Genomic DNA, 23,369 nt, shown 5'->3' with positions numbered 1-23,369 from the left:
GGCCTAGTCGGCAAGGAACTGGTCATAGCCAGCCCCGTCGCCCTGGAAGGAAACCCAGAGGATCTCGTCGATATCGGCATCGGTCAGCGCATGGTTGTAGAGGACCTGGTAGGCTTCGACCATTTCCGAGCGGAGATCGAAATCGAACAGATCGGGGTGCAGCAACTCGGCCAGCCACATCCAGGTCAGCGGCGATTCCTGGTTGGGGGGATCCCAGCGATAGCCGCCCAGCGGCATCTTGTAGACCCGGCCTTCCTGCGCGGCTGTGGTCAGCGACAGGATCGGATCGTCGTAAACCCAGGAAACGTCGAGTTCGGGCTCAAAGGAATTGAGCAGGATGACATCGGGATTCCATTGCGCGATCTGCTCGCGGTTGATCGACTGGTTGCCTTCAAGTTCGGCCGCGGCATTCTTGCCGCCCGCAAGCTCGATATACCAGTTGTTGTAGTTGTTGGGCGCGCCCGAGGCCGTGATATCGGAAAGCGAGCGGCCCAGATAAAGCACGTTGGGACGTTCGTCGTCCGACAACCCTTCTGTGGTAGCTGCGATTTCCTGTTGCACTCGTTCGCGCCAGTCGACCAGTGCCTCGATGCGTTCGGGTTTGCCGATCGCGGTGGCGACATTGCTCATATAGTCGCGGGTGTTGGTCTCGTTGCCGTAAACGATCAGCAGCGCGTTGAGACCTGCATTGAGGATCGGATCAACGATTTCGGGACCGCGCCCACCCCACTGAATTACGAGATCGGGATTTGCCGCTGCGAGCGCCTCGACATTGGGCACGAAATTGGTCGCCGTCACCGCGTCGGTGATCGACAGTGCCTCGGGGAAGATGCGCCCCAGAATGCCCTCTTGGATGGCGGTCAGCGATAGCGGGTTCATGCCCACAAGCTTGTCCGCCGATCCGTCGATCGCAATGACGCCTGAGGCCATCGGCATGGGGATGGTGACGATCCGCTCCGCAGGCCGGGGGAGGGTGATCGTGCGGTTCTCCTGGTCGACGATCTCGATCGACTGCGCATAGGCCGCTGCGGTGGATAAGAGGGCGAAGGTGAGCGCGGCAGCGCCGGCACAAGAGAGGGAATTAGCGGGAGACATAAGCGCACCGAAATATGATTAAACAACTCCTCTTTTATAAAGTTGAATATCATTGTCAACTTAAAACGAGGATACTCTTCGGTCAGCATGGCGTTGCCGATTGGCACTTTCGCCCGGTTTAGCGGGTAAGGAGCAGAAGCTTCAGGCTTGTTGCCAGCCAATCGACATAAGTCTCTTGGGAAGCGCCTTCGACGTTCCTTATCAGCATGAAGAGATCGGGACTGGCTAGCCGCCAGATGATGCGTCCGGCTGCGCCCGGATCCATGTTGTCTCTCAGCGGGCCGGTGCGCGCCAGTGCATTGGCAAACCATTCGAGGTTGTTCAGCCGCCCGCGTTGAAGTTCCTCGTAGAGCTTGGCCATGGCCTGATCGGTTTCCGCAGCAGCCCGTGCCACATCCATCAACGGCGCCACCCGCTCGAGCACTTTAGCAATCCCGGCTGCGAACAACTCTATCTGCCGCGCCTGATCCGCCTCCTTGGCAATACTACGTGTCGCCTCCTGCTGGATCAGCGGGGTTTTCGGGTCCGTGCCACGGACGGCGCGGACGATCAGTTCCCGCAGGACTGCCTTCTTGTTCCTAAAGACCGCATAGACGGTCTCTTTGGAAACGCGTGACGCGGCCGCGATGTCGGCGATCGTGGCAGCTACCCACCCCCTCCGCCTAAAAAGGTCATCAGCCGCCGTGAGCATGGCCTCGCGAGTCTCGGCAGCCTGTGCCTTGCGAAGGTCCGACTGATAGCGCCGTTTTTGTGACTTTACATCGCTCATATTTGGATACAGTATCGCAGTATTGAATATTTCGCCAGCGCCCAGCCTGGTATGGAGGATGATATGAACCTTCGGCTCATGCTTTGCCAGTATTTCGCTGCGCTGCTCTTTGCGCTCGTCGCCGGAAGCGTTTTTGGAATCTGGCGCGGATATGATCCTTCCTTGTTCGCGCCGGCGACCTTTGTTGAAATGCACCAGGGAGCCGTGCGCGGCCTGAACGTGCTGCTGCCAGCACTGGGTTTTGCAGCTATTGGGCTCACACTTTTTCTTGTCTGGTCGGCACGTGGCAAGGGGTACATTTTCTGGCTGTATCTGGTGGCTCTGTTATTCATGGCCGCGGCCGGCATTACCACCCGGCTCTTCAGTCAACCGATCAATGATCTGGTGATGGAGTGGTCTCCTGATGCACTTCCGGGAGGCTGGAGCGACCTGCGGGCGCAGTGGTGGAACTGGCACATTTGGCGTACGGGATTCTCGGTCTCTGCCCTGGCGTTATTGCTGGCGGCCATAATTGTCGATCGACCTAAAGGGGGTAGTCTATCGAACGCTCCTGGGAGGTCATCACGAGTTGTCGACCCAACAGGGGCCCCATTGGAATAACGGCCTTCACAGATTGGCGTCCGAAGCGCAATCGGACTGAACCGCCCCCGATCAAGTCGCCCGGGAGTAGACCGCCTTGATGTGCCCGGTGGTCGGCTTTGCTGTTGTACTCGGAGGGCAGATTGTCGGTAACATGATCGAGGGCAAAGGGGGGGCATCAGCCTGCTCCACAAATACGACCTACTGACTGGCCTAGGGTTCGCGACCATCGCCATTCACACGGTGGCTTCTGGGGGGTGACTTTGGCCGAGGCCAATCGGGTAAGATGCTGCAATGAGGGACGCGTCGAGTTTAGACCAAGATGAAATGGAGTACGCCTGCTTCATCGAGCGGCGCAAAGCTCTTGCTGAACTTTCCAGCCACAATATCAGGACGTTTGATAAAGCCCTTCTTACATTAGCTTCAGGTGCCCTCGGCCTCTCACTGCCTTTGTAGATAAACTAGACGGCACCGACGTCATTTTGCACAAGTGGCTCTTGCTAGTTGCGTGGTTTCTATTCTCGCATCAATTCTCACCAAATTGTGCTCCTACCAGACTGCATGGAAGGCAGCTAATCTCGACATCCAGAACCTCGATGCAGAATACCGGAAGCATATCGAGGCGCAGCCCTCCGTAAACAAGCACAGAATGTGGACCAGCAGGCTCAACACCTTGAGTTTCTGGCTCTTTGCTTTAGGTACGTTGGCAATCTGTGCCGTTGCCTTCACCAACATAGGCGAGTGATATGCTTAGGCCTCCTCTCCCGATCCCGCCCAGACCGTCTCCACCTCGTCCGCACCCTGGCGACTCTGCTCCTAAGGGGGAGCCTCCAGGTAGGGGCGATCCAGGTGTTGCGCCTGCCCCTTCCTGGCCGGTACCACGCAAGTAGCTTAGGCTGCGATCAGGCGGGCTTTTTGGAGCACTTTCATGGGCCCCGCCGTCACCGTGCTATCCGAAAATATCAGCTAAAACAAAGCGTTACTGCCGTTAAAAGCAAATGGCGGAGAGAGAGGGATTCGAACCCTCGAGACGGTTGCCCGCCTACACACTTTCCAGGCGTGCGCCTTCGACCACTCGGCCATCTCTCCATTTTGCGAGTGCTCGATTATCCGGCTTTCTGCATTATGCCAAGGGGTAAACGTCACTTTTTGATCGGCTGCTTGCCGCCGGTGCTGGGACGAGTACTATATGCGGCGCATCCGCTCTTATCATGTCGTGTTGGCTATGGTAGGTCCGGCAGGGGTTCAGGGATGCGGTTGGAATGGCATTGAGACGGATTGCGTTTGTTCTGGCCGCTGTGCTGCTTGCCTTGGCGATGATCCTTCTGATCATCGACGGAACGCGGACATTGGCGTCCAATGCGCTGGTTGTTACCTCGCTCGAAGGCACCTGGGATGATTTCTTCCCCGGAACGTTGCGGACCGCGCAGGACTATGTCGAGACTGCCGCGCATCCCTTGCTTTGGGCACCGGTCATCACCACATTGCTGAGCTGGCCCGGGTGGGCAGTGCTGGGCGGCCTCGGGATCGCTTTTGCGTTGCTCAGCCGCACGCGCAATCGCCGCCGTCTCGTCAGTATCGACCAGCTGTGATGCGGGCGAGGCTCTCCCCAAGGAGGCTGTCCTGATGATCTTTTCGCTCTTTTCAAAGTCCGCTTCTCTGCCCACCGCGGACGAGGCGCTGCCTGGTCGCGATACCCCGCTCGAGATCGCCGATACCCATTTCATTTCGGGCCGTCCGCTCAAGGGCCCTTATCCCGAGGAGACCGAAACGATCTATTTCGGCCTGGGATGCTTCTGGGGCGCCGAGCGGCTGTTCTGGCAGCTTCCAGGGGTATGGGTCACCGCGGTGGGCTACCAGGGCGGGTTGACGCTCAACCCGACCTACGAGGAAGTCTGCTCGGGCCGTACCGGACATACCGAAGCGGTGATGGTCGTCTACGATCCGGCTAAGGTTTCCCTCGAAACCCTCTTGAAGACCTTCTGGGAGGAGCACGACCCTACCCAAGGCATGCGCCAAGGCAATGATGTCGGTACGCAATACCGCTCGGCCATATATACCACCAGTCCGGCCCAGGCCGAGGCCGTAGCAATGAGCAGGGTGCGTTATCAGGCCGAACTCGACGCTGCCGGGGCAGGGGAGATCACCACCGAAATCGCACTGGCTGGTCCGTTCTATTTTGCCGAAACCTATCACCAGCAATATCTGGCCAAAAATCCCAACGGGTATTGCGGCTTGAAGGGCACCGGCGTGTCGTGCCCGCTCCCCGCAGCATGAACATATTCGAGCGGGACAGCTTCGAGACATTCGCGGGGAACCTGCCGCACGGCTTTATTGTCCACCAGTGGGGCGGTGCTAGCGTCGCCAAGGTGGGGTCCGGCGACCGGGCAAAGATATTTGCCATCTTTTCGGATGGGGACGGCGATGGCCCTGCAATATCGTTCAAGTGTTCGGACATGAGTTTTGACCTGCTCAAGGACGAGCATGGGGTTCGACCCGCACCTTACCTTGCCCGGGCCAAATGGGTGGAGGTCGAGCCAGAAGCGGCGCTCGATGCTGATCTACTTAGCGCCTACATCGTTCAGGCGCACGCCCTCGCATTTCAATCCCTGCCGAAGACCCTTCGGATTGCGCTTGGTCCTATTGCGTAACTGGTATTTGATCTGCATTATTGCCCCATTTCATTGGGGGATTAATAAATGCTACGTCTCGCTCTTATTGGGGCCGCCTTTCTCGCGGCGGCCATTATCGCATCTTGTGCGACGCTTTCCAAAGCCGAGTGTTCCGCCGGGGATTGGCGCTCCGTGGGGATCGGAGACGGCGCAAACGGATATCCGGCATCGTATGTCGACAACCATATTTCAGCCTGTGCTCAGCACGGCATAGTGCTGGACCGGCAGCTCTACGAAGCCGGACGGCAGGAGGGTTTGCGGACCTATTGCCGGCTGGAGCGGGCTGAGCGTGAAGGGCGAGCAGGCCGTGCATCCTACAATACCTGCCAGGGAGAGATCGGCGTGTCGTTTGCCCGCGTCCACACCGCTGCGCGCGCGCTCTTTGATCTCAATGCACGGATCACCTCGCTGGACAGCGAAATCGAAACAGCCATCGCCAATGTCGCCAAACCGGATTTGACTCCGGAACAGCGTTCGGCCATGCGGACCCAGCTTCAGTCGCTGCAAAACACCCGGCTCGTCCTTGAGCGCGAGCGTTCCGCGCGCGAAAGCGAACTTGCCAGCATTCGCCGCTCGGAGGAGTTGCGGCTCTCCCAGGCAAACATACCCTTCTAAAGATATGAAAAAGGGCGGCTTCCAGGCCGCCCTTCCTATCCATGCGCCGTCAGGGCGCCGGGCCCCGTTCGGAGCCTCAGCCCTGTGGCTGCGGCACTATGCGCAAATAGGGCTTCAATTCGTTCCAGCCGCCAGGAAATTTGTCCTTTGCCTGCTCATTGGTGACCGCGGGGACGATGATCACATCCTCGCCATGCTTCCAGTTGACCGGCGTTGCTACCTGATGTTTGGCCGTCAATTGCAGGCTGTCGATTACGCGCAGCACTTCATCGAAGTTCCGCCCGGTTGATGCGGGGTATTCGATCTTGAGTTTGACCTTTTTGTCCGGCCCTATGACGAAGACTGATCGCACGGTCAGGGTGTCGTTGGCGTTGGGGTGGATCATGTCGTAGAGCCGGGCGATCGAGCCATCGTCGGCGATGAGCGGGAAGTTAAGCGCCGCGCCCTGCGTTTCCTCGATATCACGTGCCCAGCCGGCATGATCCTCGATCTTGTCCACCGACAGCCCGAGAACCTTGACCCCGCGCTTGTCGAAGTCGGGCTTGAGCTTGGCGGTATAACCCAACTCGGTCGTGCAGACGGGGGTATAGTTCTTGGGATGCGAGAACAGCACCGCCCAGCTTCCGTCTATGAAATCGTGAAAGCGGATTTCGCCCTCAGTGGTCTGGGCGGTGAAATCTGGGGCGATATCGCCGATGAGAATGGGCATGGTGGGTCTCCTTTCCGGTTCCTGGGACAACGCCCGGAACGCGCGTATCTTTCCACCCGGCTAATATGGGCCCGTCAGGTGTTTGGTACACCGGGATGGAGCGGAATACTTTGGCCTATTGATCGCGCAGCCGAGTATCGGTTTCCGGAAGGAGGAGGGACAGCGGAAAAGAACGCTATCGGTCGATATGGCCCAGATCCCGCTCGGGGTCTATTCGATCGCGCACGCGCTGCTTGAGCGTTTTAACGTCCGGAAATCCGCCGTCCCGTTTGCGCTCCCAGAGGCTTTCCCCGTCACAAACGATTTCGAACGCTCCGCCGGTCGCCGGGACCAATGTCACGCTGTCAAGCGCATCCGAAAAGGTCGAGAGCAATTCTTGCGCCATCCAGCCCGCCCGCAACAGCCAGTTGCACTGCACGCAATAGGTAATGGCGATCTTCGGCTTTCCGCTCATCATGGTGCTCTGGCCCGCTCGATTCCCGATTGGGCGAGACTAGCCCGGCCCCCTGGCTTCGTCATCCCTAAATGGGGTGCGTTGCTCCGGCAGGCATTCATCACGAACCACTATGGAAAAAATATTTGACATTATGACAATAATAATGGATATCAAGCCACAGATTTTTCACATTGCTTCGAGGCGAAGATGTCCGTTCGGGAAAAGCAGGCCTGGTTCGCCCTGGTCACCACCTTCTTGCTCTGGCCCTATTATTTCGCCACCCTCTTTGCCGCGGTGGCGAGCCGGGATATCGATGGTTGGGCGTTGTTGACGGTCTTTGTCTGGACCCTCGTCATCCACATTGCGCTCCTGCTCGGCCTCGCAATCGTCAGCGCCCGCATGGCGCGTGAAGATTTCGATGCGCCGCCCGATGAACTCGAACGCATCATAGAAGCACGGGCCGACAAGGTCTGCCGGCGAGTTCTGGAACTCGGCATTGCAGTGGTGGCAATCGCCAGCTTCTGGGTCAGCGAGGTGGCCCGCGGGGAGTTCGCCGCCGATCCGGCCGGGGCAACTGCGATCCTGATGGCGAACGCGCTCATGGTTGTCGGTATGGCCGCCGGCCTCATCCGGGAAACTATCCTGATCGGCCATTTCCGCACAACGGCTGCCGCATGACGCCTCCGCCGATCACCAACACGATCCGTCGTCTGCGCTTCGACCACGGTGAAATGACCCAGGCGGAACTCGCCGAGAAAATCGGCATGACCCGACAAACCGTCGCGGCAATCGAACACAATAAGTATTCCCCCTCGCTCGAAGCCGCCTTCCGCATCGCCGAGGTGTTCGGTGTCGAGATCGGCGAGGTGTTTCAATGGAAAGCTGGGGAAAAGGAGACTCGAGGATGACTCTGCCAAATACAATGACCGCCGCCATCCTCACCGGCTTCGGTGGACCGGAAAACCTCGTCCTTGCCGAACGACCCGTGCCCGAGCCGCGCGATCATGAAATCCTCGTCAAGCTCGCTGCCGCCACCGTCAATTCGGCAGACATCCGCATTCGCACGCGGACCTATCCCAAAGGATTCGGATTGTTGGCCAGCCTTGTGTTCGGCTTCCGAAAGCCCCGTGTGCCGATCCTGGGCGCCGAACTGTCGGGTACCGTCGTCGCCGTCGGCAGATCGGCCACCCGTTTTGTGGCGGGAGATGAAATCATCGCCATGCCCGGCTTTGGCTCTCACCAGCAGTACAGGGCTATTGCCGAAACCAAGCCCATCGTCAAAAAGCCGGAAAATCTCTCGTTCGAGCAAGCCGCGGCCCTCTCGTTCGGCGGCACGACGGCGCTCTACTTTTTGCGCAGGGCCATGCTGCAGGCCGGGGAGAAAATCCTCGTGATTGGCGGCAGCGGCACCGTGGGCTCCGCTCTCGTCCAACTCGCGCGTCACATGGGCGCCGAGGTCACAGCCGCCACCAGCGCACCCAATATGGAATTGGCGCAAAACCTCGGCGCGAAGCGGGTTATCGATTATCATTATACCGACTACACAACAGAACACGCTGCTTATGACGTCATCGCCGACACGGCGGGCGTCACCAGTCTCGATGCGTGCCTCGATGCGCTCAAACCCGGCGGTCGGTTCCTCGGCATCGCCGCCAGCCTGCCGGGAATGCTGAGGCAGAGCAAGGGCGGCAAACGTAACGTCACGGGCACGACACCCGAGCGGACCGAAGACCTCCAATACCTGACGGCACTCGCGGCACAAGGCATCTATACGCCCCTGATCGATTCCGTTTTTCCCTTGTCCGAAATCGCTAAGGCCCACACCCGCGCAGCTTCTGGCCTAAAGCGTGGCAGCGTGGTTGTAACGATGCCATAGCGTGGGACGCGGAAACCCGGCTGGAACCGTTGCCTGCCGATGGGGCTTAGGTAGCGGGTACGAGCGCGCGAGTGCAGGGCCAAACTCTTGCGGTACAGGTCCTCGGGGACCATATTGCCGGTAACAGGGACAGGCGATGAACACCAAACAACCGAGCAAGCGGGATGAAGCGTTATCGGCACGCAAGGCGCGGCCGAAATCGGGCGCTATTGCCGATTTTATCGCCAAAGTCGGCACCATGTCGGCGGCCAGGGCAGGTGAGGGCGGAGGTAAGGGCCGTCTGCTGTTTGCGCTCGACGCGACAATGAGCCGCCAGCCGACATGGGACCTTGCTTGCCAGTTGCAGGCCGAAATGTTCGAGGCTGTTGCCGATACCGGTGGTCTCAGCGTCCAACTCATCTATTTTCGTGGATTTGGCGAATGCCGGGCTTCCAAATGGGTGGCCGACCCGCGCGCGCTGGCCAATCTCATGACCGGAATCGATTGCCGTGGCGGCCATACGCAGATTTCCAAGGTCTTCTCCCACGCTCGCGAAGAGCACAAGAAGGAACGGATCAACGCCATCGTCTATGTGGGCGACGCGATGGAGGAAGATATCGACCGCCTGTCCCAGAAAGCGGGAGAGATTGGTCTGCTAGGTTGCCCGATCTTCGTTTTCCAGGAAGGACATGATCCAACCGCCGAAACCGCATTCCGCGAATTCGCCCGTCTCTCGAAGGGAGCCTATGCGCGCTTCGACGCAAAAGCTCCGCGCGAACTCGCCGCGCTCTTGCGTGCCGTTGCAGCCTATGCAAGCGGTGGCCGCCAGGCTTTGAAGCTCCAAGGGGGCGGGCAGGCGCATAAGCTGCTCGAACAGCTCAAATGACCTGGATTCTCCTGGGGGCTGTGGCCGTCGTGCTGGGTGCCTGGCTCTACTCTCTTTACACGCAGGGCGAAATTCGTCGGCTCGTTCGGGCGCTGCGATGGATTGTCGGAGGCGGACTCGCCGCTGTGGCTGCGGTCCTCGGCCTGCGTGGCAACATGATGCTCGCCAGCTTTGTCGGCATCGCTGCAGCAGGCGTGCTGACCCGCGGCCGGCTCGGTCCCATCGATTTCGGCGCGGGCATGTCGAGCCCAAACAACAGCTCCAAGGTCCGCAGCCGCTATCTCTCCATGCGGCTCGAGCATGAAACAGGTTCGGTGTCGGGAGCCGTCAATGAAGGCCTTTTCGCCGGCCGCGATCTTTCCTCCCTGACGGCTGAGGAATGCTGGGCCCTTTACGACGAGGTCGCGGACGACGCGGACTCCCTGGCGCTGTTCGAAAGCTGGCTCGATGCCAACCGCGCGGGCTGGCGCGATTGGTTCGCCGAGCACTTCGGAATGGATTCCGGAGCAGGAGCAGACGAAGGGCGTCGTGCGGACACCGGTTCCGGCCTTTCTGGCATTGACGAGGCGTATGAAATCCTCGGACTTAAGCCCGGCGCGAGCGCCGAGGACATCCGCAAGGCCCATAGGACGCTCATGAAGAAGGTGCATCCCGATCACGGGGGATCCTCTTTTCTTGCTGCTCGCATCAACGAAGCTAAAGACCTGCTCCTCGATCATGTGAAGCGCTCGGCGCGCTAGGCCCGTGATCGGGACCAAATCGCTCCCATTCGAGCCGTATCCGGCTTTTGTCGCCGCACGCCTGACGAGCTATTGCTAGGCACCAAAAAAATTTTGCTCCATTTTAAAGCAGTGTGTACCAATTGGTACGCCTCTTAAGCTCTGTAAATCCTTGTATTTTTGACCAAAGGGTAAAGAAGGGTCAGTCTCGTTGACGTAAAGGGCTGCTAGATACCCATTGCGCGATCATACAAAAGGCGCTTTGTTGCGGTCTCGGCGTGCAGCGCTTAGCCGCGTTGCTGGCCCCAAGTCGCAGGGAGGAATCATCATGCAAAAGATACCCCTGCACATCGACAAAGAGAGTGCGCCAGACAGGTGACCCGACACGTTCGACATAGATGATCTCCGTAGCGGAGTTCCCTGGTTCGAACTGCCGGCATCGTTTGACGTGTTCTGTTTGCATTCGAAGTCTTCACCGCCGGAGGCAAAACGCCGCCGGCGGTGGGCATCTCAAGGGGATTGAACAGATATGAAGAAAACTCTGACCGGCATTGCAGCGGCCCTTCTGGCCTCTTGTGTGCTCGTTAGCGCAGCCAGCGCCGAAACAGTCCGCTGGGCGCGCTCCACCGACGCACTGACTCTCGACCCGCATTCCCAGAATCAGGGTCCCACGCACAACTTCAACCACCACATCTACGAAACCCTGCTCGACCGTGACCTGACCGGCGCCTTGCAGCCACGCCTTGCGACCGATTGGTATATCAAGGAAGACGATGACACCGTTTGGGTGTTCGAACTGCGCCAGGGCGTGAAGTTCCACGGCGGAGAGGATTTCACTGCCGAGGACGTTGTGTTCTCGCTTGATCGCGCCCGTTCGGAAGGTTCGAACATGCGCCAGTTGCATGGCGACATCGTCGAGGTGCGCGCGGTCGACGACCATACCGTTGAAATCCAGATGGCCGGCCCTTCGCCGCTCTATCCCAACAACGTCACCAACACCTTCATTATGGACAAGGGCTGGTCCGAGGCCAATGACGTGGTCGATGTCCAGGATTTCGGTGCAGGCGAAGACAATTACGCCGTTCGCAACACCAACGGCACGGGCCCTTACGTTCTGGTCGAGCGCGACCCCGACGTTCGTTCGGTTCTGCGCCATTTCGAAGATCACTGGGATGAAACGCCCGAAGTAACCGAGATCATCTATCTCCCGATCGCCGATGCCGCGACCCGCGTTGCCGCACTGCTGTCGGGCGAGGTCGATATCGTCCAGGACGTGCCCGTTCAGGATATCGAGCGCCTTGCCGGTACCGACGGCATCAAGATCGAGACCGGTCCTGAAAACCGCACGATTTACTTCGGTTACCGCTTCGGCGATCTGCGTGAAGGCACCTCGATCTCTGGAACCGACGGCGCAAACCCGTTCGATGACGTGCGTGTGCTCGAAGCAATGAACCTTGCTGTCGATCGTGAGGCCATCCGTCAGGTGGTCATGCGCGGCCAGTCGATCCCGACCTGCGTCAACATGCCTCCGTTCGTCAGCGGCTGGACACCCGAGCTCGATGCCTGCCCGGCACCCGATCTCGAGCGGGCCCGTGAGTTGATGGCCGAAGCCGGCTATGCCGATGGTTTCTCGGTCACCCTTGACACGCCGAACGATCGCTACATCAACGACGAAGCTATCGCTCAGGCTGTTGTCGGCATGCTCGGGCAGATTGGCATCGACGTGACGCTCGCCTCGCGTCCTGTCGCCCAGCACAGCCCGATCATTCTCAATAGCGATACGGACTTCTACCTCCTTGGCTGGGGCGTGCCGACCTTCGACTCGGCCTATAATTTCAATGGTCTGGTGCACACCAAGAACGACTCCGGTCTCGGCACCTACAACATCGGGCTTTATTCCAACCCCGATGTTGACGCCAAGATCGTCTCGCTCGGCACCATGACCGATCTCGAAGCTCGCGATGCCGTGATCGCCGAGATCTGGGAGCAGGTTCAGGCGGACCATGTGTTCCTTTCGATCCACAACCAGGTCCTGGCCTATGCGATGCGCGACAACATTACGCTGCCGGTTCATCCGGAAAATCAGCCGCTGATGACGTCGGTGACCTTCGAGTAGGTTCGTTGACATTGAATCGCCGCGCCGTAACTTGAAAAAGTTGCGGTGCGGCGTTTCCTTATCCACCTCCCCGAGCCGGTGCTGATGCACCCGCGGACAAGGGGATATGAGGGCGTCCCGATAGACGCTACACTTCCAGACAGGCCACAATAGCTTGAAGGGCGCATCGGCTAGAAGCGTTTCGATTGGCACTGGCCTCGATCTGAAACGGAGACCGCGAGACAATGCTGGCCTTCATCATCCGACGACTTGGGCAATCCGCTCTCGTCATGCTGGCTGTTGCCCTTATTTCCTTCCTGATGTTCCGCTATGTGGGCGATCCGGTCGCTTCGCTCGTCAGCCAGGAAGCGACGATGGCCGATCAGGCGCTGCTGCGTGAGCGGCTGGGCCTCAACGATCCCTTCTACGTTCAATTCTTCCGCTTCATCGGCAATGCGCTTCAAGGCCAGTTCGGCATCTCTTATCGCTTGCAGCAGCCGGTGGCAGAACTGATCATGTCGCGCCTGCCCGCGACCATCGAACTGGCTTTTGTATCTGCGACGCTGGCGCTGACGGTCGGGCTGGTATTGGGCGTTTTCACTGCGCTTCGCCCCAAGAACTGGTCGACCGGGGTCATTATGACCGCCTCGCTGGTTGGCGTCTCGTTGCCCACCTTTCTGATCGGTATCGGGCTCATCTACGTCTTTGCCGTCGAATTGAAATGGCTTCCTTCCTTTGGTCGCGGGCAGGTGGTCGATCTTGGCTGGTGGCGCACAGGTTTTCTGACCGAGTCTGGCCTGCGTTCGATCATCCTTCCGGCCATCACGCTTTCGCTTTTCCAGATGACGCTCATCATGCGCCTTGTGCGGGCTGAAATGCTCGAAGTGCTGCGGCAGGATTATATCAAGTTTGCCCGTGCCCGCGGACTTTCCAAGCGCGCCATCAATTTTGGCCATGCGCTCAAGAACACGCTCGTGCCGGTCATCACGATCACGGGTCTGCAACTGGGATCCGTCATCGCCTTCGCCATCATCACCGAAACCGTCTTCCAGTGGCCGGGCGTGGGATCGCTTTTCGTCAACTCGGTCGCAGTGGTCGATGTGCCGGTAATGGCGGCCTACCTGATGTTCGTCGCCTTCATCTTCGTCGTCATCAACCTGATCGTCGACATCCTCTATTTCATAGTTGACCCGCGCCTTCGCGTCGCGGGCGGGAGATAAGCCGTGACCGATGTCACCACCCCCGCAAAACCGCAGAGCCGGCTCGTCCGCGTTCTCGATTCCGATCTGGTCTTTTCCTACCGCCGCTCTCCGATTGCCATCGTCGCATCGATTATCGCGGTGGTGCTGATCCTGGCTGCGATACTTGCGCCCTGGATTGCGCCCTATAACCCGTTCAATCCGCGGACACTCAATCTCATGGATGGGTTCACCAAGCCCATGTCGACGTCCTTTGCCGGAAACTACTTTCTGCTCGGTGCCGATCATCAGGGACGCGATCTGCTCTCGACCATCCTTTACGGGATGCGGGTGTCGCTGTTCGTGGGGTTATCGGCTACGCTTTTCGCCATGACGCTCGGTGTGTCGTTGGGATTGATCGCCGGGTATCGCGGCGGGCTGCTCGATGCGGTCATCATGCGCATTGCCGATATCCAGCTTTCGTTTCCCGCCATCCTGATCGCTCTCCTGATCTTTGGCGTGGCACGCGGGCTCATTCCGGCCAACCAGCAGGAAAACACCGTGCTGGTCGTCCTTATCCTCGCCATCGGGCTTTCCAACTGGGCGCAATTCGCGCGCACCGTGCGTGGTGCAACCATGGTCGAGAGGCAGAAGGATTACGTATCTGCAGCGCGCATCATGGGCGTGCCGCCGATCTTCATCCTCATCAAGCACATCCTGCCGAACGTGGTCGGCCCCGTGCTCGTAATCGCGACCATCGGGCTGGCGCTTGCCATTATCGAGGAGGCGACGCTGTCCTTCCTCGGCGTCGGCGTGCCGCCCACCCAGCCGTCGCTCGGCACGCTGATCCGCATCGGCCAGCAGTTCCTGTTCTCCGGCGAATGGTGGATCCTTGCCTTCCCAGCCTTCACGCTGATCCTGCTCGCGCTTTCGGTCAACCTGCTGGGCGACTGGCTGCGCGACGCCCTTAACCCGAGGCTCCGCTGATGGCTGAACCGCTTCTTTCGGTCCGCGATCTCAAGGTCGTCTTTCACCTCCGCCGGGGCGATTTCACCGCCGTAAATGGCATATCCTTCGATATCATGCCCGGCGAAGTGCTGGGGGTGGTCGGCGAATCCGGTGCCGGGAAATCCATAACTGGCACTGCCATCATGGGCCTCGTCGACAGGCCGGGCGAAGTCACCGTGAGCAATATCAGTCTCAAGGGCGAGCGCATCGACGGTCTTGACGAGGAAGGCTACCGCAAGATCCGCGGCAAGCGTATCGGCATGGTGATGCAGGACCCTCTCACGAGCCTTAACCCCCTTTATACGGTCGGGGAACAACTCGTCGAAACCATCCAGCGCCACCTGCCGCTCAATCAGGCGCAGGCCCGCGAACGCGCGATAAAGCTGCTCGCCGAAGCGGGCATTCCCAAGCCCGAGGAGCGGATCGACGCTTATCCCCATCAGTTCTCGGGGGGAATGCGTCAGCGTGTCGTGATTTCGCTGGCGTTGGCCGCTGAGCCGGATCTCGTCATTGCCGACGAACCCACCTCGGCGCTCGATGTTTCGGTGCAGGCCCAGATCATCAAGGTTTTGAAGGAGCTCTGTGCCTCGCGCGGCGTGGGCGTCATGCTCATCACGCACGATATGGGTGTCATCGCAGAAGCGGCCGACCGCATGATCGTCATGAACAAGGGCGAAATCGTCGAAACGGGAAGCGTCGGCGACATCATCAATCGTCCCAAGGAGCCCTACACGATCAAGCTCATCGAGGCCATTCCCTCGATCAAGTCGCAGAACCCGCGTTACGCCGCTGCTGCCGCAAAGGGACAGGTGGCGGCCGCAAACGAGGACGACGCACCTCTGGTGACGGTCGAAAACCTCTTTTGCGAATTCGACCTTTCGCCGTCTGTCCTGTCGCGGCTGTTTGGCGGCAATCGCAAGATCATCAAGGCCGTCAATGACGTGTCCTTTACGATCAGGCGTGGCTCGACCTATGGCCTGGTTGGTGAATCGGGCTCGGGCAAATCGACCTGTGCCCGTATGATGGTGGGCCTCCAGCCCCCCACTGCGGGCAGCGTCAAGCTTGAGGGTGTTGACATCTGGAATGATCGAGGAGCTGCGACCAAGCGCCGTCGCTCTATCCAGATGATCTTCCAGGACCCATATGCCAGCCTCAATCCGCGCTGGCGTGTAGGCGATATCATCGCCGAGCCGATCCGGGCCTTGAAGCTATCCTCCAGCAACGCGGAAGTCGCCGATCGGGTCGCCGACCTTTTGACCAAGGTCCGGCTCGATCCCGGCGTCATGCACAAATACCCTCATGAGTTCTCGGGCGGCCAGCGCCAGCGCATCGCCATTGCCCGTGCACTCTCGAGCCAGCCCGAGTTCATAATCTGTGATGAGCCGACTTCGGCTCTCGACGTCTCGGTGCAGGCTCAGGTGCTCGAATTGATGACTGCGTTGCAGGAGGAGTTCGGGCTGACCTATCTTCTCATCAGCCATAACCTCGCCGTGGTCCGCCAGATGGCCGACGCCGTAGGCGTGCTCCATAATGGCGTGCTGGTTGAAAGCGGACCGGTCGAAGAGATTTTCGGCAATCCCCAGGCCGACTACACCCGGATGCTGCTCGACGCGGTGCCCGACATTTCAAAAGTGGCCTAGGCATTGCTCTTGTCGGGGTGCGGTGCTGCCTGCACCCCGACAAAAAATCTGCTTGCGTTCGCCCGAAAATCAGCGCTTTGAATCCGCGCGACGGTTCCAGACGTGCGTAATCCAAGAGTGCCAAATGCAAGCTGCCGTGCCTTCGCTTTTCGCGGTCGTCGCGCCGATCGTCCTGCTCATCGCTTCTAACGTCTTCATGACCTTCGCCTGGTATGGGCATCTCAAGTTTCCTGGAGCGGCGCTGTGGGTCGTCGTGCTCGTCAGTTGGGGCATCGCGTTCTTCGAATACTGGCTGGCGGTCCCCGCAAACCGTATCGGGTATGGCGTCTATTCGGGCGCCGAGCTCAAGACGATTCAGGAGGTCATCTCCCTATCCGTCTTCGCTCTCTTTGCAATCTTCTATCTCGGCGAGAAGTTCACCCTCAATCACGTCCTGGGCTTCGCCTTCATTGCACTCGGTGCCTTCTTCATTTTCAAGGGCCCGCTCAAATAGGGACTATTGCCAGGCTGGGAACGGATCCGGCAGGTGCGCCCAGTCCTCAGGGTTGAAGCCCTTTGCCGGCACGAGACAGGAATCGAGCCGTTTCCTTAGGGCAACCTCCTCCATGGGATCGATCCCTATGAACACAAGCTCCTGCCGCCGGTCGCCCCAGACCGGGTCGAGATAGGGCGTCATCGCGGCCTGCCACTCGGGATTGTCCGGCCAGCGTTCCCTCGGTACCGCCGACCACCAGAGCCCACGCTTTTCGGTCCTGACCATCGCTCCCGCCTGGCTCATCTCTCCCACGAACCACGGGCGGGTCGCGAGCCAGAAGAAGCCCTTGGCGCGCACCACACCGGGCCACGCGTCGTTGACAAACCGGTGAAAAAGCTGCGGCACGAACGGCCGCCGCGCGCGATAGACAAAGCTCCGAATGCCGTATTCTTCGGTCTCGGGCACATGGTCCTTGAACCCGTTGAGTTCCTTGAACCATAGCGGGTGTGCCTGCGCCCGTTCGAAGCTGAACCGCCCTGTGCCCATGATATCGCTCACAGCCACCTTGCCGAAATCGGTCTCGATGAGCCGGGCCTCGGCGTTGAGCGAGCGGATGATCTTGCGGGCGGCATCGAGATGCTCAGCCGTTGCCGCCGAAACCTTGTTGAGCACGATCACATCGGCGAATTCGATCTGCTCGACCAGAAGATCGATCAGCGTGCGCTCGTCGCCCTCCCCAAGGCTCTCGCCATGATCCTGAAGCGTGTCGTGGGAGGCATAGTGAGCGAGCAGGTTCGCTGCATCGACCACCGTCACCATCGTATCGAGCCGCGAGATATCCGACAGGGAAGCGCCAGATTCGTCCCGGAAGTCGAACGTGGTCGCGACGGGCAGGGGTTCGGAAATCCCGGTGGACTCGATGAGCAGGTAATCGAACCGTCCCTGTTCGGCCAATTGTCGTACTTCTTTCAAAAGATCGTCGCGTAGCGTGCAACAGATGCAGCCATTGGTCATCTCGACCAGTTGTTCATCGGTACGGGAGAGGTTCGCTTCGCCCTCGCGCACGAGGGCGGCGTCGATATTGACCTCGCTCATGTCGTTGACGATCACCGCAACGCGCTTGCCCTCGCGATTGGCGAGAACGTGATTGAGTAGGGTGGTTTTCCCGGCGCCAAGAAAGCCCGAGAGAACGGTAACGGGAAGACGACTGACCATGAAGTGAGGCTCGAAAGTGTTGGGAAGGTGCCGCCCCGCCACAGGGTGGGGCGGCAGGAGGTCAATGGGCGTGGCCCGAGCCGCCGACGGCGACGATATTATAAGGCACGCCCTCGACAGCGATTTCACCCGCGATCTCGAAGCTGGACGCATCGATGCGCAGCACTTTGCCCTCGAGCGGATCGGTCACGAGGATTTCATCACCGGCAACGGCTACGCGCGGACGCGGATCGGACCAGTGTCCGTCCATCGAATAGGGCGCGGTCAGCGCAAGCGTTCCGGTCACATTGCCCGAAAGGATATTGAGCCGGTGCAGATTACCGTCTTCCGTGAAAATATAGGCGAACTGGGGCCGTATCGGATCGGTGGCGAAATGCACCCGGCGCGTCGGCAGATCAACGAGCCGGAACCCGTCGGCATCCGAAGGATCGATGATCACCACCCGGTTCGCGCCGTAATTTCCGAGGAAGTATTGGATGCTCGTTCCGCCCAGAAGCGTCGTGGATTTGCCTTCCGGCAGGCTCTCGGCATAGGGCAGGTGCGAAATCTGCGGGCCGTTTGCGCTGTTGGTGACGAGCAGCAGGCCGCTCGCACAGGCGATGGCGAGGAGGTTCCCCGAAGACGCTTCGCCATGGAGATCCGGACATTCGTAAAGGTCGCCCACCCGGTTCCCGTCCGGCCCGACGACATATATGCCGACCGGCAGATTGGAGGGATCTTCCGGGTGCGGCTCGGATATCAGTACATAGTCGCCATAGGCGGCGGCAACGCCGTGATGCGGCGCCCCGGAATCGATCTCGCGCACATTTGCTCCGAAGTCGTTCTCCCTGACGATCTTGGCCACGCCCTCGCCATCGAAAAACAGGGCAATCTGTCCATGATGCTCGACAAAGTGGACCGGTCGCTCGCCTGCAATGCTTCCCGGAAGTGCTGCGGGTTCAGAAATCTCGATATCGCCATGGTCCCCGTGGTCATCGATCTCGATACCCGAGCTGAACGCCTGCACGACATTGGCTCCACCCTGTACCGCAAAGACCGCTTTGCCCGATCCGGTCGCATAAAGGGCTGCCGGTCCCTCAGTTTCAAATCTGTGGCTCACCGTCCCCGCATCGAGATCAACAACGCTTACTTTCGCCTCACCGTGATCGGAAACAAAAGCGCGCCAGAAGGAAATTTCATCGGCCAGCACCGGGCCGCTGGCCAGCGCCGCAATCATCCAACCGGCACTGGTTGATAGAAGAAGGTTTCGCATATTCAATTATCCTTTTGTTATAACATTACATTTGTGGTTGGAAAAATGGGCGGACATTTCAGCCCGCCCTGAAGATGGATTGAGCGCTGGTGCTTACTGGCTAAGGCAATCGTTGAGGCTGGCCGCCAGGTCGCGCAGCAGAGTAAAATAGAGCTCCGGCCCGTCTTCGATATCGGCGCCCAGCGGATCGAGAACCCCGGTATGCGCCGTCGTTCCCTCGGCAATGGTGTGGACAACTGCCGGGCTGAACTGCGGCTCTGCAAATAGACACACCGCTTCGCTCCCCTCGACGGTCGCACGAATTTCGGTCAGCCGTGCCGCGCCTGGCGCAACCTCCGGATTGACAGTAAAGCTCCCGGTCGCCTCGATGTCGAAGCGGGCTTCGAAATAGTGATAGGCGTCGTGGAAGACGAAGAACGGCTTGCCGCGTGCAGGGGCGAGCGCGGCGCCAATCTCGGTCTCGAGCTCAACAAGCCGTTCGGCAGTGGCCTGGCCATTGGCATTATAGGTTTCGGCGTTTTCCGGATCCGCCGCGATCAGGGCATCGGTGATCGCCGCTACCATCAGCCGCGCGTTCTGCGGGTCGAGCCAGATATGTCCATCGCCATGCGCATGGTCATGTCCATGATCGTCGTGGCTATGATCGTCATGATCATGCCCATGGTCATCATCGTGATCATGCCCGTGGCCGTGGTCGTCATGCTCGTGATCATTGTGGCTATGGTTATGGTCGTCATCATGACTGTGCGCCTCGAACAGACCACCTTCGCGCAGATCGAGAATGATCATGCCATCGACATCCATCAATTCGACAACCGTCGCATCGGCCGCAAGAGAGGCCAGCGGGCCGGGCAGGAAGGTTTCCAGATCTTCGCCGATCCAGAACACGATATCGGCGGCTTCGAGCTTGGCGGCGTCCGAGGGCCTGAGCGAGAAGCCGTGCGGACTGGCTGCCCCTCGCACGAGCAACTCGGGTGTCCCCACACCCTCCATCACGGCCGCGACCAGCGAGTGCAGCGGCTTGACCGTTGCAACGACGTTCGGGGCAGCTAAAGCAGGGCTGGCAGCGAAAAGGGCAATCGCGGCGGGCGCGATGAGCGCGAGCGGAGTTTTGGACATTGTATATGGCGCTCCGGATAGATATGTTATGATGTAACGTTCGATACGTAATGCTATAACATCCGCTGCATTGTCAATCCGTCATCCGAGCACCTATGGAAAACTTCACACCCCCCAAGCGCGACGAGATTGTCAGAGTATCCGGTATCGGCGTCCGCCGTGATGGGCGCTGGCTGGTCCGCGGCGTCGATATGTCGATTGCGAGGCGGGAAATCGTCACCCTGATCGGTCCCAACGGTTCGGGCAAATCCACGACCGTCAAGGCCGCTCTCGGCATCGTCACACCCGATGAAGGCGAGATATGGCGCGCACCGAAACTCCGCGTGGGCTACGTCCCGCAAAAGGTCGCGATGGACCGTTCGCTGCCCATGACCGTCAACCGGCTGATGACCCTCGCCGCGCGGCACACCAAAGCCGAAATCGCCGCCGCGCTCGATCAGGTCGGCATCGCCCATTTGGGCCACGCGCAGGTCCATTCGCTTTCGGGTGGAGAATTCCAGCGCGCGCTTATTGCCCGCGCCATTATCGGCAGGCCCGATCTCCTCGTTCTCGATGAGCCCGTACAGGGCGTCGATTTTTCGGGCGAGGTCGCGCTTTACGATCTCATTGGACGGATCCGCGACGAGACCGGCTGCGGTGTGCTGCTGATCTCGCACGATCTGCACGTCGTGATGGCCCGCACCGATACGGTCATCTGCCTCAACGGTCATGTCTGCTGCTCGGGCACGCCCGAAGCCGTGGCCGTCAGTTCCGAATATACGGCCCTCTTCGGCCCGCGTGCCGCCCAGACCTTGGCGATTTACCGCCACGATCACGACCATGCACATTTACCCGATGGAACCGTGCGCGACGCTTCGGGCCATCTTCACTTCGATCACCATGCCCACGGCCCCCATTGCGATCACCAGGAGGGGGAAAAGCATAGCCATGCTTGAGAGCTTTTTCACGCGCGCGATTATCGCAGGGGTCGGCATCGCCGCCGTCACAGGGCCATTGGGCAGTTTCATTGTCTGGCGGCGCCTGGCCTATTTCGGCGACACGATGGCCCATTCGGCCATTCTCGGGGTGGCGCTGGCACTGTTCTTTTCCATTACGCCCATAGCCGGCGTCTTCGCCATTGCCGTGCTGACCGCATTGGTTCTGGCCTTCCTCCAGCGACGCGGTACGCTCTCGGCCGATTCGCTCTTGGGGCTGCTCAGCCATTCTGCACTCGCGCTGGGGCTCGTGCTGGTGTCGGTCATGCCCAACGTTCGCATCGATCTCATGGGGCTGTTGTTCGGTGACATCCTCGCGGTTTCCGTTGCCGATCTCGCCGTAATCTACGGTGGAGGGGCATTGGTGCTGGCCGCACTCGCATGGCTATGGCGACCGATGCTGGCAGGCACGGTTTCCGAGGACATCGCGCAGGCCGAAGGCTTTCAGCCCGAACGCACGAGGCTGGTTTTTATGGTCCTGCTCGCAGGCCTCATCGCGATCGCCATGAAAATCCTCGGGGTAATGCTCATCACGGCCATGCTCATCATCCCCGCTACCGCCGCCCGGCGTCTCTCAGGAACCCCCGAACAGATGGCACTCTACGCTTCGCTCGGGGGCGTCGCCGCCGTGCTGCTGGGGCTTTGGGGGTCACTCTATTTCGATACCCCCTCCGGCCCCTCGATTGTCGTGGCAGCTTTGGGAATCTTTGCCTTGACCTCGATTGTACCGCTGGGGATTAAAGGACCGTCCGCATGACCGAACACTCCGATCTCACCCGCAACCAGTCGCTTGTGCTTGGCGCGCTGGAAAAGGCCGAAGGCCCCCTGAGCGCCTATACCATTCTCGACAAGCTGCGCGACGATGGGTTGCGTGCGCCGCTCCAGGTTTACCGCGCTCTCGACAAGTTGCTCGATATGGGTCTCGCCCACCGGCTCGAAAGCCTCAACGCCTTCGTCGCCTGCGCGCATCCCCATTGCCACAACACGGGTCTCATCGCGTTCGCCATATGCGAAACATGCGGCCAGGTGTCGGAATTTTCCGACGACGTCGTGCGCCAGCGGTTGGACGCCTGGGCGAAAGCCGAAGGCTTCCGCCCCACCCGCACCACAATGGAAATCCGCGGCCAATGCCGCAAGTGTGCGGCGTAGCTGTCTACTCGAGAAAATACGTGATTGTCGTTACGACGCGGACTTTCTTCTCGATCTGTTTTTCGTTGCGTTGTTCGGGAATTTCGACAGCGGCGAGAATTTCGAACACGCCCTGATTGGCCGTCTGGATGGTGCCCACCGCCGCGCCGGCTTCGCGTGCGAACTCTTCCGCTGACTCGCGCGCCCGCTGGGTAGCTTCCGCCAGCATATCGGTCTTGAGATCGTTCAATCCGGTAAAGACATAGGACGGGCCGGCATTGTAGGTGTCGGACGAAAATACCACCCCCATCCGCAGCATTTCGCCCACATTACGCGCCGCCTCGGCGATGGCTTCGACATCGGTCGATGTCACAAGAAATTCTTCTGTCAGCACGAACCGGGCGAGATCGGGCATGTTCGAGGCGTTATAGCCGGCAAGCCGATCTTCGACGAATATGTTCTGGACCCGCATCGCCTCTTCGGCGAAACCCTGCGCAGTAAGGAAGCGTCGCACGGACGCATCCGCAGCCTCAAGCTCTGCCCGGGCATCCTCAAGCGACGGGCCCGTCGCCACGAATTTGATCGGCCAGAACCCCAGGTCCGCCATAACGGGGCGTTCCGACAGCCCCTTGACCGTTACAGTCCGTACCGGCTGGCGGCTCTCGATGAGCGCCTGCCCGCCAAGCCATCCGGCACCTGCAATCCCCACCGCGATCAGCGCGGCGGCAATAACCCTGCCCAAAAATTCCATGATGAAATCCCCACATCCGGCCCCCCGGCGAAATGCCAGTGAGCGCTGCAATTATGGTGGGTTTTGGGCGAACTAGAGCGTCACCCGAGCTGAATGAATCGGTGCGGGTTCCCAAATCAACGCGTTTCTGATTCATCATGTTTGCCGGGTGAGGAGGCCGGCGGACATGTCGAAAGCTTTGTCACTCGATCTCCGGACG

Annotated in this window: 27 protein-coding genes and 1 tRNA gene; 19 read left to right on the top strand and 9 right to left on the bottom strand. The window is 59.7% G+C overall.

What is annotated here, in order from left to right; genetic code table 11:
• Positions 1 to 3: 3 nt before the first annotated feature.
• Positions 4 to 1,095 (bottom strand): ABC transporter substrate-binding protein, encoded by a 1,092-nt coding sequence (locus tag I2G20_RS16320; protein WP_196260807.1) that lies wholly within the window; start codon positions 1,093 to 1,095, stop codon positions 4 to 6.
• 118 nt (positions 1,096 to 1,213) lie between these two features.
• Positions 1,214 to 1,864, bottom strand: a complete 651-nt coding sequence (locus tag I2G20_RS16315) for a TetR/AcrR family transcriptional regulator (RefSeq protein WP_196260806.1) — start codon at positions 1,862 to 1,864, stop codon at positions 1,214 to 1,216.
• Positions 1,865 to 1,927: 63 nt separating this feature from the next.
• On the opposite strand from I2G20_RS16315, the gene I2G20_RS16310 reads away from it, so the two are divergent.
• Together I2G20_RS16310 and I2G20_RS17165 are read left to right on the top strand one after the other, a co-directional pair.
• Complete coding sequence (locus I2G20_RS16310; RefSeq protein WP_196260805.1) at positions 1,928 to 2,464, top strand: anthrone oxygenase family protein; 537 nt, start codon at positions 1,928 to 1,930, stop codon at positions 2,462 to 2,464.
• A gap of 487 nt (positions 2,465 to 2,951) precedes the next feature.
• The gene (locus I2G20_RS17165; protein ID WP_207747665.1) at positions 2,952 to 3,188 is read left to right on the top strand and encodes a hypothetical protein; all 237 of its coding nucleotides are present in this window, start codon (positions 2,952 to 2,954) and stop codon (positions 3,186 to 3,188) included.
• 254 nt (positions 3,189 to 3,442) lie between these two features.
• On the opposite strand, the gene I2G20_RS16305 is transcribed toward I2G20_RS17165, so the two are convergent.
• A tRNA-Ser gene (locus I2G20_RS16305) sits at positions 3,443 to 3,532 on the bottom strand.
• 173 nt (positions 3,533 to 3,705) lie between these two features.
• Between I2G20_RS16305 and I2G20_RS16300 the strand changes: the two genes are divergently transcribed.
• From I2G20_RS16300 to I2G20_RS16285, 4 genes are read left to right on the top strand one after another with little or no spacing between them, the layout of a single operon-like run.
• Positions 3,706 to 4,035, top strand: coding sequence for a hypothetical protein (locus tag I2G20_RS16300; protein ID WP_196260804.1), 330 nt, complete (start codon positions 3,706 to 3,708; stop codon positions 4,033 to 4,035).
• Between the two features lie 34 nt (positions 4,036 to 4,069).
• Positions 4,070 to 4,720 (top strand): peptide-methionine (S)-S-oxide reductase MsrA, encoded by a 651-nt coding sequence (gene msrA, locus I2G20_RS16295; RefSeq protein WP_196260803.1) that lies wholly within the window; start codon positions 4,070 to 4,072, stop codon positions 4,718 to 4,720.
• Entirely contained in the window at positions 4,717 to 5,094 is a 378-nt protein-coding gene (locus I2G20_RS16290) for an MmcQ/YjbR family DNA-binding protein (protein ID WP_196260802.1), read from the top strand. Before msrA ends, I2G20_RS16290 begins: the two co-directional genes overlap by 4 nt.
• Before the next feature lie 48 nt (positions 5,095 to 5,142).
• Positions 5,143 to 5,730 (top strand): DUF2799 domain-containing protein, encoded by a 588-nt coding sequence (locus tag I2G20_RS16285; RefSeq protein ID WP_196260801.1) that lies wholly within the window; start codon positions 5,143 to 5,145, stop codon positions 5,728 to 5,730.
• Between the two features lie 76 nt (positions 5,731 to 5,806).
• On the opposite strand, the gene I2G20_RS16280 is transcribed toward I2G20_RS16285, so the two are convergent.
• Both I2G20_RS16280 and I2G20_RS16275 read right to left on the bottom strand, forming a co-directional pair.
• Positions 5,807 to 6,439 (bottom strand): peroxiredoxin, encoded by a 633-nt coding sequence (locus I2G20_RS16280; RefSeq protein WP_196260800.1) that lies wholly within the window; start codon positions 6,437 to 6,439, stop codon positions 5,807 to 5,809.
• A gap of 175 nt (positions 6,440 to 6,614) precedes the next feature.
• Positions 6,615 to 6,893 (bottom strand): Rdx family protein, encoded by a 279-nt coding sequence (locus I2G20_RS16275; RefSeq protein ID WP_207747664.1) that lies wholly within the window; start codon positions 6,891 to 6,893, stop codon positions 6,615 to 6,617.
• 189 nt (positions 6,894 to 7,082) lie between these two features.
• Here I2G20_RS16275 and I2G20_RS16270 point away from each other — a divergent pair, with 189 nt between their 5' ends.
• The 10 genes from I2G20_RS16270 (at position 7,083) to I2G20_RS16225 (ending at position 16,749) form a co-directional block, all read left to right on the top strand.
• On the top strand, positions 7,083 to 7,553 hold the full coding sequence (locus tag I2G20_RS16270) for a hypothetical protein (protein WP_196260798.1): 471 nt from the start codon (positions 7,083 to 7,085) through the stop codon (positions 7,551 to 7,553).
• Entirely contained in the window at positions 7,550 to 7,783 is a 234-nt protein-coding gene (locus I2G20_RS16265; protein ID WP_196260797.1) for a helix-turn-helix transcriptional regulator, read from the top strand. The genes I2G20_RS16270 and I2G20_RS16265 overlap by 4 nt, the downstream gene beginning before the upstream one ends.
• Positions 7,780 to 8,751, top strand: coding sequence for an NAD(P)-dependent alcohol dehydrogenase (locus I2G20_RS16260; protein WP_196260796.1), 972 nt, complete (start codon positions 7,780 to 7,782; stop codon positions 8,749 to 8,751). Before I2G20_RS16265 ends, I2G20_RS16260 begins: the two co-directional genes overlap by 4 nt.
• Positions 8,752 to 8,887: 136 nt before the next feature.
• Complete coding sequence (locus I2G20_RS16255) at positions 8,888 to 9,616, top strand: VWA domain-containing protein (protein WP_196260795.1); 729 nt, start codon at positions 8,888 to 8,890, stop codon at positions 9,614 to 9,616.
• Complete coding sequence (locus I2G20_RS16250) at positions 9,613 to 10,356, top strand: DnaJ domain-containing protein (protein ID WP_196260794.1); 744 nt, start codon at positions 9,613 to 9,615, stop codon at positions 10,354 to 10,356. The genes I2G20_RS16255 and I2G20_RS16250 overlap by 4 nt, the downstream gene beginning before the upstream one ends.
• 508 nt (positions 10,357 to 10,864) lie before the next feature.
• Positions 10,865 to 12,451 carry an ABC transporter substrate-binding protein gene (locus I2G20_RS16245; RefSeq protein ID WP_196260793.1) on the top strand — a complete coding sequence of 529 codons (1,587 nt, stop codon included), beginning with the start codon at positions 10,865 to 10,867 and terminating at the stop codon, positions 12,449 to 12,451.
• Positions 12,452 to 12,675: 224 nt separating this feature from the next.
• The gene (locus I2G20_RS16240; RefSeq protein ID WP_196260792.1) at positions 12,676 to 13,650 is read left to right on the top strand and encodes an ABC transporter permease; all 975 of its coding nucleotides are present in this window, start codon (positions 12,676 to 12,678) and stop codon (positions 13,648 to 13,650) included.
• Positions 13,651 to 13,653: 3 nt separating this feature from the next.
• Positions 13,654 to 14,595, top strand: coding sequence for an ABC transporter permease subunit (locus I2G20_RS16235; RefSeq protein ID WP_196260791.1), 942 nt, complete (start codon positions 13,654 to 13,656; stop codon positions 14,593 to 14,595).
• Positions 14,595 to 16,256: an ABC transporter ATP-binding protein gene (locus I2G20_RS16230; protein WP_196260790.1), complete on the top strand. Its 1,662-nt coding sequence runs from the start codon at positions 14,595 to 14,597 to the stop codon at positions 16,254 to 16,256. Before I2G20_RS16235 ends, I2G20_RS16230 begins: the two co-directional genes overlap by 1 nt.
• A gap of 124 nt (positions 16,257 to 16,380) precedes the next feature.
• Entirely contained in the window at positions 16,381 to 16,749 is a 369-nt protein-coding gene (locus tag I2G20_RS16225) for a DMT family protein (RefSeq protein WP_196260789.1), read from the top strand.
• Between the two features lie 3 nt (positions 16,750 to 16,752).
• On the opposite strand, the gene zigA is transcribed toward I2G20_RS16225, so the two are convergent.
• The 3 genes from zigA to znuA all read right to left on the bottom strand — a co-directional run bounded on the left by zigA (position 16,753) and on the right by znuA (position 20,317).
• Entirely contained in the window at positions 16,753 to 17,946 is a 1,194-nt protein-coding gene (gene zigA / locus I2G20_RS16220) for a zinc metallochaperone GTPase ZigA (protein ID WP_196260788.1), read from the bottom strand.
• A 61-nt stretch (positions 17,947 to 18,007) separates the two neighbouring features.
• Positions 18,008 to 19,198: a metallochaperone AztD gene (locus I2G20_RS16215; RefSeq protein ID WP_196260787.1), complete on the bottom strand. Its 1,191-nt coding sequence runs from the start codon at positions 19,196 to 19,198 to the stop codon at positions 18,008 to 18,010.
• 93 nt (positions 19,199 to 19,291) lie between these two features.
• On the bottom strand, positions 19,292 to 20,317 hold the full coding sequence (gene znuA / locus I2G20_RS16210; RefSeq protein ID WP_196260786.1) for a zinc ABC transporter substrate-binding protein ZnuA: 1,026 nt from the start codon (positions 20,315 to 20,317) through the stop codon (positions 19,292 to 19,294).
• Between the two features lie 95 nt (positions 20,318 to 20,412).
• On the opposite strand from znuA, the gene I2G20_RS16205 reads away from it, so the two are divergent.
• The 3 genes from I2G20_RS16205 to I2G20_RS16195 are packed head-to-tail and all read left to right on the top strand — an operon-like array spanning position 20,413 to position 22,440.
• Entirely contained in the window at positions 20,413 to 21,252 is an 840-nt protein-coding gene (locus I2G20_RS16205) for an ATP-binding cassette domain-containing protein (protein WP_196260785.1), read from the top strand.
• Positions 21,191 to 22,048, top strand: a complete 858-nt coding sequence (locus I2G20_RS16200; RefSeq protein ID WP_425502657.1) for a metal ABC transporter permease — start codon at positions 21,191 to 21,193, stop codon at positions 22,046 to 22,048. The genes I2G20_RS16205 and I2G20_RS16200 overlap by 62 nt, the downstream gene beginning before the upstream one ends.
• Complete coding sequence (locus I2G20_RS16195; RefSeq protein WP_196260783.1) at positions 22,045 to 22,440, top strand: Fur family transcriptional regulator; 396 nt, start codon at positions 22,045 to 22,047, stop codon at positions 22,438 to 22,440. Before I2G20_RS16200 ends, I2G20_RS16195 begins: the two co-directional genes overlap by 4 nt.
• Positions 22,441 to 22,444: 4 nt before the next feature.
• Here the strand turns inward: I2G20_RS16195 and I2G20_RS16190 are convergent, their stop codons facing one another.
• Positions 22,445 to 23,170: an SIMPL domain-containing protein gene (locus I2G20_RS16190; protein WP_196260782.1), complete on the bottom strand. Its 726-nt coding sequence runs from the start codon at positions 23,168 to 23,170 to the stop codon at positions 22,445 to 22,447.
• Positions 23,171 to 23,369: the final 199 nt, after the last annotated feature.

The organism is Pelagibacterium limicola, from assembly GCF_015694405.1.
GTDB lineage: Bacteria > Pseudomonadota > Alphaproteobacteria > Rhizobiales > Devosiaceae > Pelagibacterium > Pelagibacterium limicola.
Note: the sequence above shows the minus strand (reverse complement) of the source record. Positions and strands in the feature narration are given on the sequence as shown.

Excerpts from the sequence above, each read along its gene's own strand:
- I2G20_RS16320 (WP_196260807.1), bottom strand. The coding sequence starts at position 1,095 with ATGTCTCCCGCTAATTCCCTCTCTTGTGCCGGCGCTGCCGCGCTCACC.
- I2G20_RS16315 (WP_196260806.1), bottom strand. The coding sequence starts at position 1,864 with ATGAGCGATGTAAAGTCACAAAAACGGCGCTATCAGTCGGACCTTCGC.
- I2G20_RS16310 (WP_196260805.1), top strand. The coding sequence starts at position 1,928 with ATGAACCTTCGGCTCATGCTTTGCCAGTATTTCGCTGCGCTGCTCTTT.
- I2G20_RS16300 (WP_196260804.1), top strand. The coding sequence starts at position 3,706 with ATGGCATTGAGACGGATTGCGTTTGTTCTGGCCGCTGTGCTGCTTGCC.
- msrA (WP_196260803.1), top strand. The coding sequence starts at position 4,070 with ATGATCTTTTCGCTCTTTTCAAAGTCCGCTTCTCTGCCCACCGCGGAC.
- I2G20_RS16290 (WP_196260802.1), top strand. The coding sequence starts at position 4,717 with ATGAACATATTCGAGCGGGACAGCTTCGAGACATTCGCGGGGAACCTG.
- I2G20_RS16285 (WP_196260801.1), top strand. The coding sequence starts at position 5,143 with ATGCTACGTCTCGCTCTTATTGGGGCCGCCTTTCTCGCGGCGGCCATT.
- I2G20_RS16280 (WP_196260800.1), bottom strand. The coding sequence starts at position 6,439 with ATGCCCATTCTCATCGGCGATATCGCCCCAGATTTCACCGCCCAGACC.
- I2G20_RS16275 (WP_207747664.1), bottom strand. The coding sequence starts at position 6,893 with ATGAGCGGAAAGCCGAAGATCGCCATTACCTATTGCGTGCAGTGCAAC.
- I2G20_RS16270 (WP_196260798.1), top strand. The coding sequence starts at position 7,083 with ATGTCCGTTCGGGAAAAGCAGGCCTGGTTCGCCCTGGTCACCACCTTC.
- I2G20_RS16265 (WP_196260797.1), top strand. The coding sequence starts at position 7,550 with ATGACGCCTCCGCCGATCACCAACACGATCCGTCGTCTGCGCTTCGAC.
- I2G20_RS16260 (WP_196260796.1), top strand. The coding sequence starts at position 7,780 with ATGACTCTGCCAAATACAATGACCGCCGCCATCCTCACCGGCTTCGGT.
- I2G20_RS16255 (WP_196260795.1), top strand. The coding sequence starts at position 8,888 with ATGAACACCAAACAACCGAGCAAGCGGGATGAAGCGTTATCGGCACGC.
- I2G20_RS16250 (WP_196260794.1), top strand. The coding sequence starts at position 9,613 with ATGACCTGGATTCTCCTGGGGGCTGTGGCCGTCGTGCTGGGTGCCTGG.
- I2G20_RS16245 (WP_196260793.1), top strand. The coding sequence starts at position 10,865 with ATGAAGAAAACTCTGACCGGCATTGCAGCGGCCCTTCTGGCCTCTTGT.
- I2G20_RS16240 (WP_196260792.1), top strand. The coding sequence starts at position 12,676 with ATGCTGGCCTTCATCATCCGACGACTTGGGCAATCCGCTCTCGTCATG.
- I2G20_RS16230 (WP_196260790.1), top strand. The coding sequence starts at position 14,595 with ATGGCTGAACCGCTTCTTTCGGTCCGCGATCTCAAGGTCGTCTTTCAC.
- I2G20_RS16225 (WP_196260789.1), top strand. The coding sequence starts at position 16,381 with ATGCAAGCTGCCGTGCCTTCGCTTTTCGCGGTCGTCGCGCCGATCGTC.
- zigA (WP_196260788.1), bottom strand. The coding sequence starts at position 17,946 with ATGGTCAGTCGTCTTCCCGTTACCGTTCTCTCGGGCTTTCTTGGCGCC.
- I2G20_RS16215 (WP_196260787.1), bottom strand. The coding sequence starts at position 19,198 with ATGCGAAACCTTCTTCTATCAACCAGTGCCGGTTGGATGATTGCGGCG.
- znuA (WP_196260786.1), bottom strand. The coding sequence starts at position 20,317 with ATGTCCAAAACTCCGCTCGCGCTCATCGCGCCCGCCGCGATTGCCCTT.
- I2G20_RS16205 (WP_196260785.1), top strand. The coding sequence starts at position 20,413 with ATGGAAAACTTCACACCCCCCAAGCGCGACGAGATTGTCAGAGTATCC.
- I2G20_RS16195 (WP_196260783.1), top strand. The coding sequence starts at position 22,045 with ATGACCGAACACTCCGATCTCACCCGCAACCAGTCGCTTGTGCTTGGC.
- I2G20_RS16190 (WP_196260782.1), bottom strand. The coding sequence starts at position 23,170 with ATGGAATTTTTGGGCAGGGTTATTGCCGCCGCGCTGATCGCGGTGGGG.